General features: G+C 70.3%; 7 protein-coding genes and 1 pseudogene. 7 read left to right on the forward strand and 1 reads right to left on the reverse strand.

The features are described from left to right. Positions 1-131: 131 nt before the first annotated feature. A complete protein-coding gene (locus AB0F29_RS02810) occupies positions 132-2,240 on the forward strand; it encodes an N-6 DNA methylase (RefSeq protein WP_361866955.1) in 2,109 nt (702 codons plus the stop codon). A 124-nt stretch (positions 2,241-2,364) separates the two neighbouring features. Here AB0F29_RS02810 and AB0F29_RS02815 read toward each other — a convergent pair whose 3' ends face one another. After that, positions 2,365-3,831 (reverse strand): serine/threonine-protein kinase, encoded by a 1,467-nt coding sequence (locus tag AB0F29_RS02815; RefSeq protein WP_361866957.1) that lies wholly within the window; start codon positions 3,829-3,831, stop codon positions 2,365-2,367. Positions 3,832-4,073: 242 nt separating this feature from the next. Between AB0F29_RS02815 and AB0F29_RS02820 the strand changes: the two genes are divergently transcribed. The 6 genes and pseudogenes from AB0F29_RS02820 (at position 4,074) to AB0F29_RS02845 (ending at position 17,397) form a co-directional block, all read left to right on the forward strand. Further along, entirely contained in the window at positions 4,074-5,822 is a 1,749-nt protein-coding gene (locus tag AB0F29_RS02820) for a PD-(D/E)XK nuclease family protein (RefSeq protein WP_361866958.1), read from the forward strand. Then, positions 5,822-7,030, forward strand: a complete 1,209-nt coding sequence (locus AB0F29_RS02825; RefSeq protein ID WP_361866959.1) for a hypothetical protein — start codon at positions 5,822-5,824, stop codon at positions 7,028-7,030. Before AB0F29_RS02820 ends, AB0F29_RS02825 begins: the two co-directional genes overlap by 1 nt. After that, positions 7,023-10,691, forward strand: coding sequence for a hypothetical protein (locus AB0F29_RS02830; protein WP_361866961.1), 3,669 nt, complete (start codon positions 7,023-7,025; stop codon positions 10,689-10,691). The genes AB0F29_RS02825 and AB0F29_RS02830 overlap by 8 nt, the downstream gene beginning before the upstream one ends. Positions 10,692-10,724: 33 nt before the next feature. Then, positions 10,725-13,814 (forward strand): DUF3962 domain-containing protein, encoded by a 3,090-nt coding sequence (locus AB0F29_RS02835; RefSeq protein WP_361866963.1) that lies wholly within the window; start codon positions 10,725-10,727, stop codon positions 13,812-13,814. Positions 13,815-14,488: 674 nt separating this feature from the next. Next, positions 14,489-16,483, forward strand: a pseudogene (locus tag AB0F29_RS02840) (FAD-dependent oxidoreductase). A 47-nt stretch (positions 16,484-16,530) separates the two neighbouring features. Continuing rightward, a complete protein-coding gene (locus tag AB0F29_RS02845; RefSeq protein ID WP_361866964.1) occupies positions 16,531-17,397 on the forward strand; it encodes an NAD(P)-dependent oxidoreductase in 867 nt (288 codons plus the stop codon). Positions 17,398-17,443 lie beyond the last annotated feature (46 nt).

A 17,443-nucleotide genomic window follows, 5' to 3' on the forward strand; every position in this document is an offset into this window, starting at 1 on the left:
CCAAAGAGGCGCGATCGAGGAACCCGCTGTGAACTCTGTCAACGATTGACTGGGGGCGGGGTGGCTGGGCTACGGTAAGGGCTGCTGGTGTCAGGCCTGTCCGGAACTCGCCCCCTCCTTCGGAGAACCACATGTCAGACCCCATCGACGCGCCCGTCACTCTGGCGGAAATCGCACGTATCGCGGGAGTCGGCCGAGCCGCGGTGAGCAACTGGCGGCGGCGCCACAACTCCTTCCCGCCACCGGTCGGCGGGACGGACGCCAGCCCTCAGTTCTCCCTGGTCGATATCGAACGGTGGCTCCACGCCAACGGGAAGATCGACCGGATCGGACTGCGCGAGCGGCTGTGGCCACACTATGAGGCGTTGGGCGATCGATCGGTCATGGGCGCGGCACTGGCCGAAGCCGGCGGACGGCTCATCGCGACGGAGGAGCTGGGAGCCGCGGGTCGGGTCGCGCCCGGGCAGTCCGGCCTTACGTCAGCGGCCGCCCGTGTGGTGGACGAAACGGTCGAGGCCGCGCGCCACGAAGGAGGCCGGGAGACCTTCGACTTCCTGCTGTCGCGCTGGCTCGATGCCCATGTCCGGCAGGTCAGCACCACCCCGGTGCCACTCGCCCGGCTGATGGCGGACGTCGCTGTGGCCGTCAGGGCCGGAGGGCTGGCAGGAGGCGCGCTGGGAGGAGTGACCGTCCTCGACCCCGCGTGCGGCGCCGGCGGACTGCTCCTGGCCGCCGGCGAACGCATGGGCGATCGGGGAACGGGGACCGGTGCCCCGGCTCCCACACTCCTCGGGACCGACATCGACCCGGTGCTCGCCGCGCTGGCGGCGGTCAGGCTGGGCTTCGCGGGTATGGCCGGTGCGGGGGCGCTCGCGGAGACAAGGGCTGGGGACTCACTCCGCGCCGACCCGCAGGCCGGCGCAAGGGCCGACGTCGTCCTGTGCAATCCACCGTTCAACGCACGCGACTGGGGATACGAGGAACTGGCCACCGACCCCCGCTGGCTCTACGGCCTCCCACCAAGGACCGAGCCCGAGCTCGCCTGGGTCGAGCACGCGTTGGCGCGACTCGCACCCGGCGGTGTGGCCGTGGTCCTGCTTCCGCCGGCAGTGGCTTCCCGGCGTGCCGGCAGGCGCATCCGAGGGGCGCTGCTGCGTACGGGCGTGCTGCGGGGGGTCGTCGCGCTGCCGGCCGGGGCCGCTCAACCACACAGCGTCTCACTTCAGTTGTGGATCCTCCGGGCACCGGCGGCCGACGGCGTGGCCGCGCCGGGCGATCGCCTGTTCCTGTTCGACGCTGTCGATCGACAGGGGGCGGCGAAGGGCGCGCAGAACATCGACTGGCCACGGTTGAGCGCTCGCGTGCTCGAGGCGGTCCACTCCCATGCGTGGTCCGGGGACCTGGAGGCGGGAGCGGAGGAGCCGCCGCCCGAGCGGTGTGTCACCGTCCCCGTCATGGATCTGCTCGACGAGGAGACGGACCTCACCCCGGCCCGTCACGTACCGGAGACGGCGAGGGAGGCCCAAGCCGTACTCGGGGAAGTCTGGGGGCATTTGGACGGGCTGCTCGACGAGGTACGCGGGCATTCCCGCCATCTCGCGGAGATCGACCTCTCGGGGGGCGTGGACGCCGCGTCCACCGTCACGGTCTCGGACCTGGACCGCGCCCGTGCGCTCAAGGCGCGGCAGGGGCAGACGCCCACTGGTGAACTACTGCACGGCGACGCACTGCCGGACGGCGCGGTGCCGGTGATGACGGTTCCCGACCTGATCATGGGCGGACTGCCGGCCGGTTGGCTGGCCGCGGACGAGGTGAAGGCGGGTGCCGTCAGTGGCTCGCTCACCGTCGCGGAACCTGGGGACATCGTCGTGGTGGGTGTCGAGCGGGCGTTTCGCGTATGGGTGCAGACAAACACCCCCCTGGTACTCGGGCCACAGCTCCATGCCCTGCGCCCGGACCCAGAACTTCTCGACCCCTGGTTCCTCGCCGGCTGTCTGCGGGCACCAGCGAACGCTCGGCAGGCCGGTTCCCACACCTCGAGTTCGGCCCGTATCGACGTGCGCAAACTGCAGGTGCTCCAGCTCTCCCTCGCCGAACAGGGGCCATACGCGCTGGCCTTCAAGGAGCTTCTGGCGCTCGAGGAGGCCCTCCGATCGGTCGTGGCGGTCGGTGAGGATCTCGTTCGGGTCCTCGGTGACGGGCTCGCGGCGGGGAGGCTGCGGCGGCGGCCGGGCCGGTAAACTCGGGCATCCCCCGCCCGGCCCGCGACACCGGGGCGGGGCGGGTGCCCACGCCGGTGTCGCGGGCCGGGGCGGGCCCTGGGACGACCACGCCGAATCATCGGCGCGGGACCGGTGAGGTCGCCTACGCCGGGTTGCCCTCCTTCGCTCCGAAGCGCAGCTCCTCGAGCTCGGCGTCGACTTCACGGCACCGCTCAGCAAGCAGTTGAGCGCGCGCGGCGCCGACACGCGGAAGCGCTTCACGCACCATGGTCCGTGCGGCCGCCGCGGGCAGCAGGTCACCGAAGGGGATGCGGCACTCCGCCGCGCCGAGAACGCCTTCCAGGTGATCAGCCAGATCGTCCGGATCCACGCTGCCCTCCGGCCGTACGGCCAAAGCCTCGTAGAGTGTGATCGCCTCCTTACAACGCCCTGCGACGCGCATGCCGTTCGCGGCCACGCGCAGGGCCGCCCGGACCCGTGGGTCGAAGGCGCCCCAGCTGCGTCGGGCGGTGGGCAGGAGCTCCGCCAGCCCGTCCACAGCGCCGGCGGGCTCACCGGAATCGGTCTCCGCCTCAGCCTTGGCCGTGAGCTCCTCGAACATCCTGCGACTGAGGAACCCGGAACCTCGGTGCCTCCTGTTCGTCGTCGTCACGGGCGTGGGTTTCGTGGCCGGGACGGGCGGGGCGCACTCGTCCGGGAGTCGCAACGGACGCGTGGGATCCGGCTCCAGGCGGGGAGAAGGTGCGACATCTCCCGGGCGCGGCGCGAACCGCCGCAGCACCGCCGCGACCGCGCGGGCGCTCGCAGGCCGGTCCTGGGGCTCCTTCGCGAGCAGCCCCAGGACCAGCGCTTCCAGCTCCGCCGGGATGTGTGCGATGTGGCAGGTCAGCGGGATCGGCACATCGTGCACATGCTGGTCCCTCAGTCGGTCCCCGGAGAACGGCGGGTGTCCGGTGAACAGGTGGTAAAGAACGCAGCCCAGCGCGTACAGGTCGGTCTTGGGCGTGATCTGCCGCTCCAGGATCTGCTCCGGGGCTTCGTACCCTCTGCTTCCCACGGTGGAGCCGCTCTGCGTGTAGTCCGTGACTCCGGGCCAGAGCGGCTTGGCGATCCCGAAGTCGATGAGGACGACGACGCCGCCCCGATCGATGATCAAGTTGTACGGCTTGAGGTCGCGGTGCACCACCGGCAGATCGTGGGCATGGGCGAGCGCCTCGGCGATCTGGACTCCGATGGACGCGGCGACCTCGACGGTGGGTGTGTACCGGTCCAGAAAGGTGTGCAGTGCCATGCCGTCGACCAGGCGCATGACGAGGTAGGGCTCGGAGCCGAAGGTTCCCTGGCCGTACAGCTCGGGGATGCTCCGGTGTCGCAACTGCCCGAGCAGCGACCCCTCACGCCGGAAGCGTCCGCGGATGCGGGTCAGCTCGGCGTGCGCGTCGTCGTCGTCCAACGAGGCCAGGAGGTCGCCCTCCGCGCGCAGGCACTTGACCGCCACCGCCCGCCCGTCGTCGCGGAGGTCCTGCGCCTGCCAGACCACGCCCATGCCGCCGCTGCCCAGACGGTCGAGCAGCTTGTACCGGCCGCCCAGCACGTCGTCCTTCTTCATGCCCGCCCCTTGCCTGTGAAGCGTCCCGCGGGCGCCAACGCCGCAAAGGCGTGACGCCGTCGGGCTTCCGCATCCGCCGGCCCGTTGCGCGACGGATACGCTCAGTGTAAAGCGGACGGCGAAGATTTCATGCATGGACTGAGTTCACATGCAATATGTGTCATGCTGGGGTTCTCCGGAGCTCGGCGCCTCCCTCTGCGAGGTCGCATCGGGCCGTCCTGCCGTACCGCTTGGAGGAGACCATGAGCAGCTGGCCACGCCCCGCCGGGACCAGTGGGGACATCAAGCTGGTACGCACGAACCTCGGCACCGCCCGGCTCGACCCCCGGGACTGTCCGTCGAAGCGGAGCAGTGACGCCCGCCCGATGCTCACGGCGTACCCCGCCCCGGCCGAACACGCCGAAACATTGCAGGACTTCACGCTCAAGGTCTTCATGGACGCGCTCGACCTGATTGAACATGATTGCAGGGACCCGGAGGAGGTCATCGAGGAACTCCGGCGCACAAACGGAACTTTCGGGCTCTACCGGCGACGGGAAGCACACCCGCTGCTGCTGTCCTGGTCGGCCGCGGCGGTCCGGCGCTTCGTGACGGCGCGTTTGTCGGACCAACGCGCGCGTCGGGCCGCCGGGCTCCCCCTCACCGTTCCGGTCCGCGACGCCTGGGCCCTCCGCGCGGGCCCCCGACCGGTCGATGCGCGAGGAGCGGACACCTACGAGACGACGGCCTGGGGGCGCCGCTTCGCCGCTCTCGACGGGTCCACCAGGGAGTTGTGGCTGCTGAGCTTCGGTGCGGCGAAGGACGGCCGCCCTGAAGCGGAAGCGGCCGTGGCCGCATACGTCGCGGCCCGGGGGCGACCGGTGAGCGGAGGATGGAAGAAGCGGTACGCCGTCGTTCCGGCCGAACGGCTGGAACCGCACCGCACCGCTTTTCCGGGGCGGGTCCGAGTCATCGAATTCGGCTGCGGAGACGGGGCGTACAAGGAACTGCTCGACTGGAACCAGCAGGAGGTCAGACAGCACTTCACGGCGGACGGATGGCCCGCGCTGAGCGAGGCCATCGACGGCACCGGGACCCGCCCCGGAAGCAGCTGCGTCGACTGCAAGACACTGGCGAGTTGCGACGCGATCGCGCGTACTCCGGATCTGCTGACGATCGCGCCGCCGGAGCCCCGGCGACCCCGGCGCAGTCTCTCGGTCACTGACCTGCGCGCTTACCGGGACTGCCCGGCAAAATTCCATGCGACCCGGCAGCTCAAACTGCGTTCCGCGAAGCCCGAGAGCCCGGAGGTGCGGCGCGGCCGCGTGGTGGACGACGTCCTGAACCTCCGGCACGGCGGCACGCCCTACCGGAGCTGTGCAAAATTTCCCGGGCCGGCGGACCCTGCGTCCTGGGGCTCGGGCGCATTGCAGCTGAGCGGCAAGGAAGCACGCGACGGCGCGGCCATGCTCGAACAGCACGGCTTCTACTGTCCGCTGGACGGGCTGGACGCGGCGGAAGAAGTGCGCGTCCAGTACCAAGTGGCCTGCTACGACCCCGGGCTCGATCTCGTTCTGATCGCCACGCCCGATCTGCTCCACACCCGCAACGGAGGATGGGTCTGGCGGGAGACGAAGACGGCGAGCAGGTACCTCTACGAGGGCGAGTCGTTGATGAAACGCTATCCGCAACTCGCTCTCGGCGTGCTGATGCTGGCCGCCGGGGTCCTGGGCGGAGACGCGAAGCGCTCCCGGGTGGAGCTCGAACTGCTGCACACCGACGACGTGACCTTCGAGGAGCTGGACCCCTCACGCCCGAGGGCCGTCGACGAAGCGCGGGAGGTCATCGCGGAACTCGCCCGCCCCTGGATCGGCGACCGGAACTACCCGGCCGCACCGGGTCGGCACTGCAACAGCTGCGAAGCCCTCGAATGGTGCCGGCCGGGCAACGAACATCTCGTCACGACGGAGAACAGGACGCGCAACACGGCGGAAGCGGAGAGGGAGTTCTGATGAACACTGCCCCGCACGCTCTCAACGGCCCGCGCGGAGACTGGCTCGGCTTCCCCGACGTCGGCCTCGTCCGTACGCTGGCCGGCGCAGTGATCCAGCTCGCCGATCTCGGGCCCCTTTCCGCCTTCGCCCTGCCCTACCCGGCCGAGGCGCAGCGGGCCCTGGACCGGACCGTCCTCGCCTGCCTACTCAGGGGCGTCGAGGAAATCCCTCGCAGCCTCCCGGAGCTGCTCTTCTGGTGCCACAGCCGCCCCCTGGAGGACTGGCCCCTCGACCTGCCGCCGGACGCCTTCGGACCGGACGACTACCTGGTGGACCCCGAGGCGCTGGTCCCCTCCCAGCTGTGCCACGAGTGGTGGATCAGGGGAAAGGACGGCGGTGCCGCGCAGTTCGACCGGGAAGTCGTCCACACCGCGATGCGTCTGTGCCGCAAGGCGTCGTCGCCCGAGTCCTACGTGGCATTCCGCAGACTCCTGGTCGAGCGTCCGGTGCTCACCGGGGTGGAACGGTTCGAGACCGACACCGACCTGTTCCTCGCCCCCGTACAAGAACTTCTCGACCAGTGCTACGCGGCGGTCCCGGCCTCCTACGAACGCGAGGGAGCCTACGTGACCTGCGGACGCTGCCTGACCCTGCTGACTCCCGTCGCCGGAGGCGCCTGGTGGTGCGAGCGTGACCGGTGCCGCCGTCGGGGCTCGCCCCCGCACGGGCGGACCCTGGAGGGATCGGACGCGGCCGGATTGCTGCAACTGGTGCGGCCGCTGAGACAGTTCGTCACCAGCCCGGGCCGTGCCGAGGTTGAACTGGAGGCCCGGCTGAGCGCCCTCGGGCTCCAGGTCCAGCTCTGGCCCGGCTTCGACGCCTACGACCTGCGCATCACGTTCCCGGACGAACACGTCTGGGCCGTCGACGTCAAGGACTGGAAGCACCCCGGACTGCTCGGCCGATCCGCCCATCCTGTGCGCCCGGAGCCGCCCTACGACGAGTCGTGCTGGGTGATCCCCCGGGAACAGACCGGAGCCCACCGCGACTACCTCGGCACGTACCGGCGCAATCGCCCCGCTGCTGCCGGGGGCCTGCCCCTGTTCACCGACGACCAGCTCGTCGCACTCGCCGCCGACCGACTCGACGGGGCGGGGGGCCCTCACCTGACGGAATCCGCACCGAAGACGCCATCCACACCGCAGAACGGATCAGCCCGTGCGTGACAGCAGCGAGTGGTACCTGCCACTGGTCAAAGCCCTGGAGCCGGTCTGGCCCCAGGAGAACCAGGACGTGAAACCCTCCCTGCTCTGTCAGGTGGAACTCGGCCTCTATCTGATGGAGAGCCTCGATCCGTCCCGTGACGCCCGCGGGGTCTACACGCTGCTGGGCGGCTACCCCTTCGCCGTGGCCGCGGGCCTCGCGGCCTCGTCGGCGCAGCGCGCCAGGCTCGACGTGGCCCGCCACCTGTTGTGGAAGCTGCGTCGCCGCCGCATGTGGCACCAGTGCCTGGAGGCGTACGTCCAGCTGCCCGAACGGCTCCGGGGATATCGGTTGCCCGACGGAGGTGGCCCGGTGCGGCGGGTGGAGCCCACGGTCGCGGGCGACCGTTTCGCCAGGTTCGAGCGTGCGCTGTCCCGCCTCCCGGACTTCGACCGGCGTCAGCTGGTGCTCGCCCCGGCAGGCCAGGCACGGTTCAGCGAGCGGCACGTTCCGGCCTCCGTGACCATCCCCGAGCAGCTGTGCTTTCCGGCGGCGACCGGCCACGACCTGAACCTCGTGCCGGGCACAGCCGGCCGCCCCATGGACATCCCGCTGGCCGAACTAGCGGATACCGCTCGCTGGATGGAGGAGGCCGAGGCCGCCCAAGGGGTTCCGTCCGGAAACTGGGTTCAGCGCCTGGCCGATCTACAGCTCGATGTCCTGTCCGCCGACGGGGTGCGTTTCGAGGGGGCAACCGGGCTGCGCCTGGAAGGGCTGCTCCACCTCGTCGGCATGGTGGGGGCGGGGAAGAGCACCCTGATGAACCTCGTCGCCGCCTGGGGCGCGCGTCAGGGGCTGCGTACCACTCTGGTCGTCGGAGACGTCGCCGAGCAGCTCAACCTGGTCGGCATGTTCCAGGACCTCGGGTTGAAGGCGGCGCCAGTCATCGGCACCACCACCCGCGAGCAACACGCCTCGCGGCTGCACCGACGGCTGGCCGCTCGCGGCCAGAGCTCCCTGCTGCAGCACGATGATCCGGCCTTCGACCTGCTGAGCACGGTGTGTGTCCTCGACGCCCAGCGCGGACTGGAAGCCGCCGAGCCCCTTCGTTACGTCGACGCCCCGTGTACGGAGCTGCACCTTGTGAAGAAGGCCGGCGCGACGACCGTCGGCGACATCGCGATGCCCGTGTACCGGCACGACGCGGCCTCGGGGCGGGTGGACGGCGGAACACGAGGAGAGGAAACGGTGGCCGCCCGGTACGACCACGGCTGCCCGGTGTGGAGCGCCTGCCCACGGCACGCCACCGACCGCGATCTGGTCGACGCGCTGATCTGGGTGGCCAACCCAGCGAGCCTCCTGCAGAGCGCCGTACCCAAGCACCTCAACGCCGAGCGACTACGGCACCTCGAACTGGCCTGCCTGCGCAGCGATATCGTCATCGTCGACGAGGCCGACCGCGTACAGATGCAGCTCGACACCGCCTTCGCTCCGTCCGCCACACTGATCGTGCGCGGCCCGGAATCCTGGCTCGACCGACTCGGCATTCACAAGATCGACGAACTGGCCCGGCAGGGTCGCCTTCCCCTCTCGGCGCGCGACGTCGAACGCTGGTCGGCCTCCCTGGACGTCGTCCACATCGCGGCCAATCGCCTCTACCGCAGGCTGATCACCGAGGACGACATCCTTACGTGGGCAGACATCGAGTACTTCAGTGCCTGGACCCTCCAGGAGAAGCTCGTCAACGAGTGGTACCCCCGGCTGCGCGCCGACGGCACCCTTCCCGACGGTGTCTCCTCCGACTCCGAGGTGTATGAGGCAGAGGAGGAGTCCGCCGGTGTCGCCTCCCTCCCGCGTACCGCGGGGACGGAGCCGTGGGACCTCCGCCGAAACGAGGTGATCGAGGTCCTCGACGCCTTCCGCGACGACCCTCTCGGTGATCGCGGCCCGCACAGCGCTCTCACCGACACCCTGGTCCACAGGGCTGGGGACCTCCTGCACAACCTCGACCAGACGACCACCAGGCAGCGTGTCCGCTCCGTACTCGACACCCTGCTCGCCGGTTCTCCCCTCCTCGACGGCTCACTGCGTCAAGAAGACCCCGCCCCGGGACAGCCCGACCGGGACCCTGTGGACACCTGGGGGAGCGAGTCCTGGCTGGAACGGGAGGCACGGCGTCTTGAGTTCACTCTGGTGCTTGCCGCGCTGCACCAGCGCCTCGAACGCGTCACCTTCCTGTGGCCGCAGGCCGAGGCGGCTCTCCACCTGGACACCGCCGACAACGAACTGTCCCGCCGGCCTCCCCTGGACTACGCACCGGTCGTGCCCGAAGCCCCCATGGGCAACGTCCTCGGATTCCAGTACCTGCCCGAGGACCCGGAACGAGGACCGGACGGCAATGATCACCGCAGCGGCACCCTCCGCTTCTTCCGGTGCGCCGGCGTAGGCCGGGAGCTCCTGCTCAACCTCCCCGCGCTCGGAGCCGACCCCGCCGCAGGGCGGCCCGGGCCACACGTGCTGCTCATGTCAGGCACCAGCTGGGCCGGGACATCGACCCGCGCACACGTCATGGCACCGGTCGGAGCGATCCTCAAACCCCACCGCGCCGCCGTCGACTCCATCCGGCAGACCCGCTTCAGTACCCTGTTCCTCTACGACGGCGAAGGAGCACCACTCACCCTGTCCGGAGCCAGCCTCGACACGCGTGGACGGGTCCTGGCCCAGTTGGTCACCCAGCTCGGGAAGTCGTCACCCGGCTCCACATCGCTCCTCGACCGGGAACTGCGAAAGATCGAGGATGGCGAACGACGCCGGGCACTCCTCCTGGTCGGCAGCTACCACGACGCCAGAATCGCTGCCGACCTCCTGGAACGCATGCCACGTTGGCGCGGCAAAGTCCGTGTCCTGGCCTCCGACAAGGCGGAGCTGGACCACACCGGTCCCGGTGACACGGCCACGGCCGATGTCACCAGCGCTTCTGCCGTACGCCGCGGTGACCTGGCGGCCTTCGCCAAGGACGAGGACGCCGAAGTCCTGGTCGCCCCGCTGATGGCCATCGAGCGGGGACACAACATCCTCAACCAGAGCCACAAGGCCGCCTTCGGGACCGTGCTCTTCCTCGCCCGGCCCCACCCGCGCCCCGATGATCTCTCGCTGGCCGTCTTCGCTGTCAACGACTGGGTCACCCGGTTCGTCCGCGACCAGCCTGGCCCCGAAGCGGGCACCTTCGGCGAACTGGTGGCCGACGCGACGGATCTGGACGCCGCCGGACTCGCCTTCCGACTCGCGGCCCGCAAGGAATGGCGCCGGCTTCTGTCCCGGCGCTACATCTACTCCCGGCTCAGCGACGCGGAGAAGACCTCGTTCGCCTGGGACCAGCTCGTCACCATCTGGCAGGTCATCGGCCGTCTCGTACGAGGCGGAGTACCCGCGCGCGTGGTGTTCGTCGACGCGGCTTTCGCCCCGGCGCTCGCCGAGTCCGGGGCCCCGCCCGCCGCAGCAACCAGAAGCGGTCGCCGCCGCAACGACGACGGTCTGCTCATCAAGCTCCGTGACGTCCTCGCCCCCTATTTCGACGACCTGGCCGCCCCCGGATCGTTCGCCGACCCCGCCGACCCCGCCCTGGTACGCACGCTCTACCACCCGCTCTACGACGCCCTGTGCGGGCTGAGCGCCGAAAACTGATTCTCGATCAACAGAAGGAGAGCGTGAACGCCCATGGCCGCCAAGTACCGTGACACCAGCCGGGCCGCCTACCTGCTCAAGCCTGACGCCGCCCCCTGGACCGCCCGCTACCGGGCGCTACCGGCTCCCGAGCAGTGGCACGCGAGCATCCTGGATCTCTGCAACATCGGCCGCGGTCCCGAGAGCGAGCCGTATCGCACCGCTCCCGTCGCCGGCTTCAACGGGGTCCTGCAGAGCCTCGCCCCGGATCTCGTCGTACGGGGACGCCCCCGCGACGCGCTCCAGCAGGCCGAGGACTTCTGGCTCTACGCCCCGTACGACCTCCCCCACCCCCTGCCCGGCGACACCCTGGACCGGCTCACCGGCCCCTGGCTCCAGGATCTCCGCCCCGGACCCGAACACCACCGTGCCGTTCTGGATACCCACAGGGCACTGCGCGCATGCCCGCCGCAGTGGCAGGACGTCACTGTCGACCTGCTCGGCTGCCCCACGAGCGACGGCGGGACCGCCACCCCGCTCGACCGCCAGTACCAACTCGCGACCGATGCACTGGCCCGACGCATCCTTACGCTCGGCCCCTTCGAACACAGCGCCGGCAGCCTGCGCTTCCGCGCCGTCCCGCGCGGCCCACGCCAGCAGGGGGCGGAGCTGCTCTCACAGCCCCTCTCGCATCCGGTCAAGGGACGCGAGTGGTGGTTCTCCATCGTGATCAACATCTCGCTGCACACCGTCCCCTTCGACCCCAGGCCACGTCTCCACCTCCACACCGGGGTACGTCGCTGGGCAACCCGCCTCGACGCGAAGCAGCAGCGCCTGCGGCTGCCGTACGGCCGCGACACCTCCGTCTGCCTGCTGCCCGGCATCCCCTGGCTTCCCGGCACGCCCACCAGCGACCGGTACGCGGTGGCGCGTCTGAACTGGAACCGCCATACCCGAAGCCATGCCTGGAAGAACTACGGCCCCGCCCAGATCCTCGGCAGACTGGCTCTGGCCCGGCCCTTCCCCGACCCGGACACCCTTCTCACCGCACCCGAGGAGTGGATCGGCGACGGACCTGGCACCCGCGCCTCGGTCGTTCACAGCACCCACATGGGTGCGCACGGCATCGGCACGGGACTCATGTCGCACCAGCGCTCGCAGATCGTCGAGTGGGCCGAGCAGGCGCTGCCCGAGTCAATGCGCCGGGTTCCCTCCCTCAGCCGGGCGAGCGCCGGAAGCACCGCCCCCGCCAATGTCCGGCCCAAGCCCAAGGCGTCGGAGAAGGCACTCGAAGCGGAACGTGAGGCCCTTGCCCGTCGGACGGCGCTCGCGGTATCCGCCCGGATCAATGAAGGGCAGGACCCTGCTGACGCGGTCGCGGGGAACACCATACTCGTCGAGGCCCGACTGCTGTGGCAGTCCCCTTCCTTCCGGGAGGCGGCCATCGATGCCCTCATCGCCGTCCTCGGACTTGAGGGAGACGGCAGCCGACCGGACCCCGCCACCGCCGAGGAACTGTACGAACTGGCCACGCCCGGGAGCCCGGTCGTCGTCGAATGGAAGTCTCCGGAGCTCGTTTTCCGTCTCCGCTGCCTCCGCACCACCGGGGGCGTCACCGAAACCCTGGGTATCGATCCCGGGGCCCGGCCGAAGGGCAAGGCCCTCGAAGCAGGGATCAGCGGACGACGGAAGGCGGTAGAAGCGTTCCTCACCGACGACGGAGCCGACGCGCTCCGCCCCGGCTTCGCGCTCGTGGAGATCGACCGCCGACAGGACTTCGCCCACCGCCTGGACGACCCCAAGTACGCGCTGCGCCTCGGCTGCGCGGACGCGGGGGTGCTCACACAGTTCGCTCTCGTCCCCAAGAAAGCCAAAGGCCACAACTCCGAGAAGAACCTCGCCCACCGGGTCCGTTCGGGTTGGGAGGACGCTCTGCGCCAGTTCGGTGTCCGCGTGCTGCCCGAACACACACTCGGCGACGCTCTTCCCGAGAACCTGCGGTACGTCGCCACGTACATGGTCAAACGACGCAAGGACGGTCCCACAGGCCTGCCCCGTCATACGCCGGTGTCCGTCATGGTCACGCCGCTCGCTCCCGGCAGTGGCCTGGCAGCCGTCACGGGCTGGGACGAGCAGACGGCAAAGTGGATCCCCTACCCCCGGTTCCTGCTCGGTCTGGTCAAGACCGCCGAGATTCCGGAGGTGACCGAGTCCGTCGAAGACTGCATGATCACGGGGACCGAACCCGTCGCCCTCCCCCGGCAGCGCTCGAAGTACCGCGTCTGGCACCAGAACATGGACGAGCAGCGCAAGGCCACGGCCCGCTATCTCCAGAAGATGATCCGCTCCCTCAGGGGCCGGCCGACCGTCCTGCTGACCCATTCCCAGAACAGCCGGCTGCACTGGCCCTGGCTCCAGGACGGCCGGACCGAACAGGACCTGATCAAGCCGGGACACGGGCAACCGGTGGGGCTCGATCAGGACCTGCGCGTGATCCGCGTGCGTACCGCGGCGGGCCGGGAGACTCCCCAGTGGTGGGGCAACGCCGCTCCCGGCGAGGTCAACGGCCTGCCCCAGGGGCTGTGGGTGGAGGACGAGGACGCGGTCCGGTCCTCAGGCCGGGTCTTCTACAGCACCACACCCAAGGCAAGCACCTTCCGGGACTCCGCCGTCGAGGCCGACAAGATCGCTCCCCGCCCCCTGCGACAGGGACCGAACAAGGGCAAACCGACGATCGACACGCATATCCCCGCCTGGAACCCCGGCATGGTGGAGATCGCGGTCCTGGGCTGCCACCCGGACGACGGCGACTCACCCGAAGCCCTCGCCCTGGCGGTGCACCAGCTCCGCCAAGCCCCCGACTACCTGGACGCGCTCTCACTGCCTCTCCCGCTGCATCTGGCCGGCCTCGCGCAGCACTACGTACTGCCGACGGTCGCTGAGAGCGAGGCCGAGAGCTCTTCCCTGGTCGAGACGGCCGACGTCGGAGCCAAGAGCAGCGGAGAGGGGAAACGTGTGGTGGCGGCGCTGGGCGTGCTCGCGGAAACCACGGACACCGAACCGGCTGATGTGGACCCGGAGTGCGCAGAGGAGCCCGGCCTCAGCCAGGCGCCGGAAGACGAGCAGCTTGCGCTGTTCCCCTGAGTGAACGGAAGAGGAACAGCGAAGGACGACCATATCCACCCAATCCACCCAGGAAAGTTACTGAGAGTTACTTTCCTGGGGGTGGGTCGAGGACTTCACAGAGTGCATAGCTGGTCTTGGCAAGCGTTTAGCGACCCCTCCTTCGGCGGCCCATCGGCTGAATGTCAGGGGCCCGGTAGATCAGGAATCGCTTGGCCCTCGGGCTTGGACAGACGCCTGGGAGGGATGGCGGAGCCGAACCGCTGGGCAACGCTCAGCGGCAGGCCGTCTGTCCCTCCGCCCGGAACCATTGGATTGGCCCCGGGCGCTCCGGCCCAGCCCTCCAGGCGGCCTCACCCCTGCCCAGCAGCGGTCAACTCGGGGCGCACCTCCGATCGGGCCCGCAGGCTTCGCCAAACGGGCCTTCCAGCCGGTCCGGCAGACGGCGCGGCCCCGGTGTCCGCTTTCCCGTCGCGGCACGGAGGACAAACGCAATGGAGCGATATGTGTCGGCGACGGGTGAATCGTGGGTGGCGGTCCGCGCCGCCGCGAAGAGGATCAGCGACAGCACCGGCACGACGGGCCTCGTCCACGAGTCCAAGGACAACTAGGGCGGCTGGCAGCTGACGATGCTGTCGTACGCCTTCGGGGGCGAGCTGGAGAAGGAGCAGGGCGGCATCATGGGCGAGCTGCTCATGGAGAACCAGTTCCGCAACCCGGACGGGAACCCCTACTGCTGGGACGCCGTGGTCCTGGACGCCGTACGCGCCGAGCCCGGCATCACGCTCTACCTCAACACCGACGTCCGCGAGGTCGACGCCGAGGGCCCGGACGAGGCGCGGCGGATCACCGCGGTCACCGGCTGGATGATGGGATCGGAGCGGCGCATACGTTTCGAGAGCGCCCTCTTCCTCGATTGCACGGGCGACGGTCTCATCGGCCACCTGGCGGGCGCCCACCACCGCATCGGCCGGGAGTCGCGCTCCGAGTACGACGAGGCATGGGCTCCGGAGACGGCCGACGACATCACCCTGGGCTCCACCCTCCTCTTCTATACGAAGGACGCCGGTCACCCGGTCAAGTTCGTGCCGCCGGACTTCGCCAAGGACATCACCCAAACCTCGATCCCGCAGCGCCGCATCATCAAGGCGGGCGACAACGGTTGCGCGTACTGGTGGATCGAGTTCGGCGGCGAACTCGACACCGTTCACGACAACGAACGCATCCGCGACGAGCTGTGGTCGGTGATTTACGGCATCTGGGACCACATCAAGAACTCCGGGGAGTTCGACGCGGCGAACATGACGCTGGAGTGGGTGGGCTCGATCCCCGGCAAGCGGGAGTACCGGCGCTTCCTCGGCGACTACGTCCTGCACCAGGGCGACATCCTCGGCCAGACCGAGTTCGCCGACCGGGTCGCCTTCGGCGGCTGGTCGATCGACCTGCATCCGGCGCAGGGCGTGTACGCCACCGAGGCGGGCGCCAAACAGCTCTACGCGGACGGCATTTACCACATTCCTTACCGCAGCCTCTACTAGGTGAACACCGAGAACCTGCTGTTCGCCGGGCGCAACATCTCCGCCAGCCACGTGGCCTTCGGCTCGACCCGCGTCATGGCGACCTGCGCCACGATCGGCCAGGCGGCCGGCACGGCGGCGGCCCTCTGCGCCACCGGGGACGTCACCCCGCGCGCACTGCCCGTACCCGAGCTGCACCGGGCGCTGCTGCGCCAGGACGCCTCGGTCATCGGGCTCGCCTCGACCGACCCGGCGGACCTGGCGCTGCGGGCGACGGCCACGGCTTCGTCCACCCTGCGCGGCCTGGCGGTCGAGGACTCCGACGGGCCCTGGCCGCTCGCGGCGGACGCCGGACTCGTCCTCCCCGCGGACCCGGGTCTCTCGGGGGTGGAACTGCTCGTCGACGCCGACCGCGACACCGAGCTCGTGATCGATCTGTACGACCCGGAACTCGGCCAGAACTACGTCCCGCGCCGGCTCGTCGCCTCCACCACCGTGCCCGTCCCCGCCGGCGCCCGGCACTGGCTCAAGACCCGCCTGGGCTGGTCCCCCGGGACCCCGCGCAACGCCTTCCTGGTCGTCCGCGCCAACGACGCCGTCGCCCTGCACCGCTCCGACCGCCCGACCCCCGGCGTCCTGTGCTTCACGCGCGTCCCGCTGCGCCCGACGGACGAATCGCCGCAGCCGCTGCGGGAGTGGACGGACAGCGGGCTGCTGCGCCGCACCTTCTGCGTCCGTACGGGAGAGACCGCGGCCTACTCCCCCGCCAAGGCCGTCGACGGCTACGCCCGCCCGTACGCCGGACCGCACATGTGGGTCTCCGCGCCACTGGCGGACGACCCGGCCCCCTGGCTGGAGCTGGCCTGGCCCGAACCGGTCACCCTGGGCCGGATCGAGGTCATCGCCGACGACGATGTCAACGAGGACCTGATCAACCTGCACCACCACCGCACGCCCTTCGACACGCTCCCCACCCTCCTTCGCGACTACCGCGTCGAGGCGCGGGAGCCCGACGGCGCCTGGCGTGTCATCGCCCGTGCGGCGGGGAACCGTCGGCGTCGTGAGGCGCACACGCCGGCCGGGCCCGTCACCACGGCGGCGATCCGGGTCGTCGTCGAAGCCACCAACGGGGCGGCGGCAGCGCATATCGTCGCCGTGCGCGCCCACCCGTAGAAGCACCGGCTCAGGCAGTGGAAGCACCGACTCAGGAGAGTGTCCGCATGGTCGCAAGAGCGCTGGTCAGCGGGGCCGCCGGGCGGATCGGGCGCGCGGTCCTCGCGCTGCTCGCCGAGCGCGGGATCGAGGCGAACGCCCTGGTGCTCGACGATCCCGGTGATCTCGCGGCCCGCCTCGTCGTGACCGGTGACGCGACGGACGCGACGACCGTGCGGGCGGCGCTGGAGGGCGCCGACGCGGTCATCCACCTGGCGGCGATCCCGACCCCCGAGCGCAACACCGCGTACGAGGTCTTCGCGGGCAACAGCCTCGCCACCTTCACCGTCCTGGAGGAGGCCGGACGGGCCGGGATCCGGCATGCGGCGGTGGCGAGCTCCTGGGGCGTCACCGGCCTGCCCTGGACGGACGCCGACGATCCGCATCCGCCGTACGCACCGGTCGACGAGGCGATGACCTCCCAGGTCGCCGACGCGTACGGCCTCTCCAAACAGGTCGACGAGCTGACCGCGCGGATGATGGCGCGGCGGCACGGGATGAGCGTGGTGTGCCTGCGCTATCCGTACGTGGGCGGCTTCGAGGAACGGCTGCGCGCGCACGCCGCCCGGCTCACGGCCGACCCGGCGGCGAGGGCGCGGGATCTGTGGACGTATCTGGAGGTCCGTGACGCGGCGAGGGCCGCGCTGCTGGCCCTGGACGTACCCGGCCGCGCGGCGCACGCGGTCCACCTCTGCGCCCCCGAGATCATCGTGCCCTACCCGACCGAGGAGCTGCTGCGCCGCTACCATCCCACCACCGTGCTGCGGAGCCCGCTGCCGGGCCGAGCGGCGCCCGTCGACACCTCGGCGGCGCGCAGGCTGCTGGGGTTCACGGCGGAGAACCTCCTCGATCACGGGGCGGTTCCGCCGAACTGAGACCCGATGAAGCCGTCCGGACCTCGATCCACGGACGGCAGGCGCC

The organism is Streptomyces sp. NPDC026589, from assembly GCF_040638385.1.
Taxonomy (GTDB): domain Bacteria; phylum Actinomycetota; class Actinomycetes; order Streptomycetales; family Streptomycetaceae; genus Streptomyces.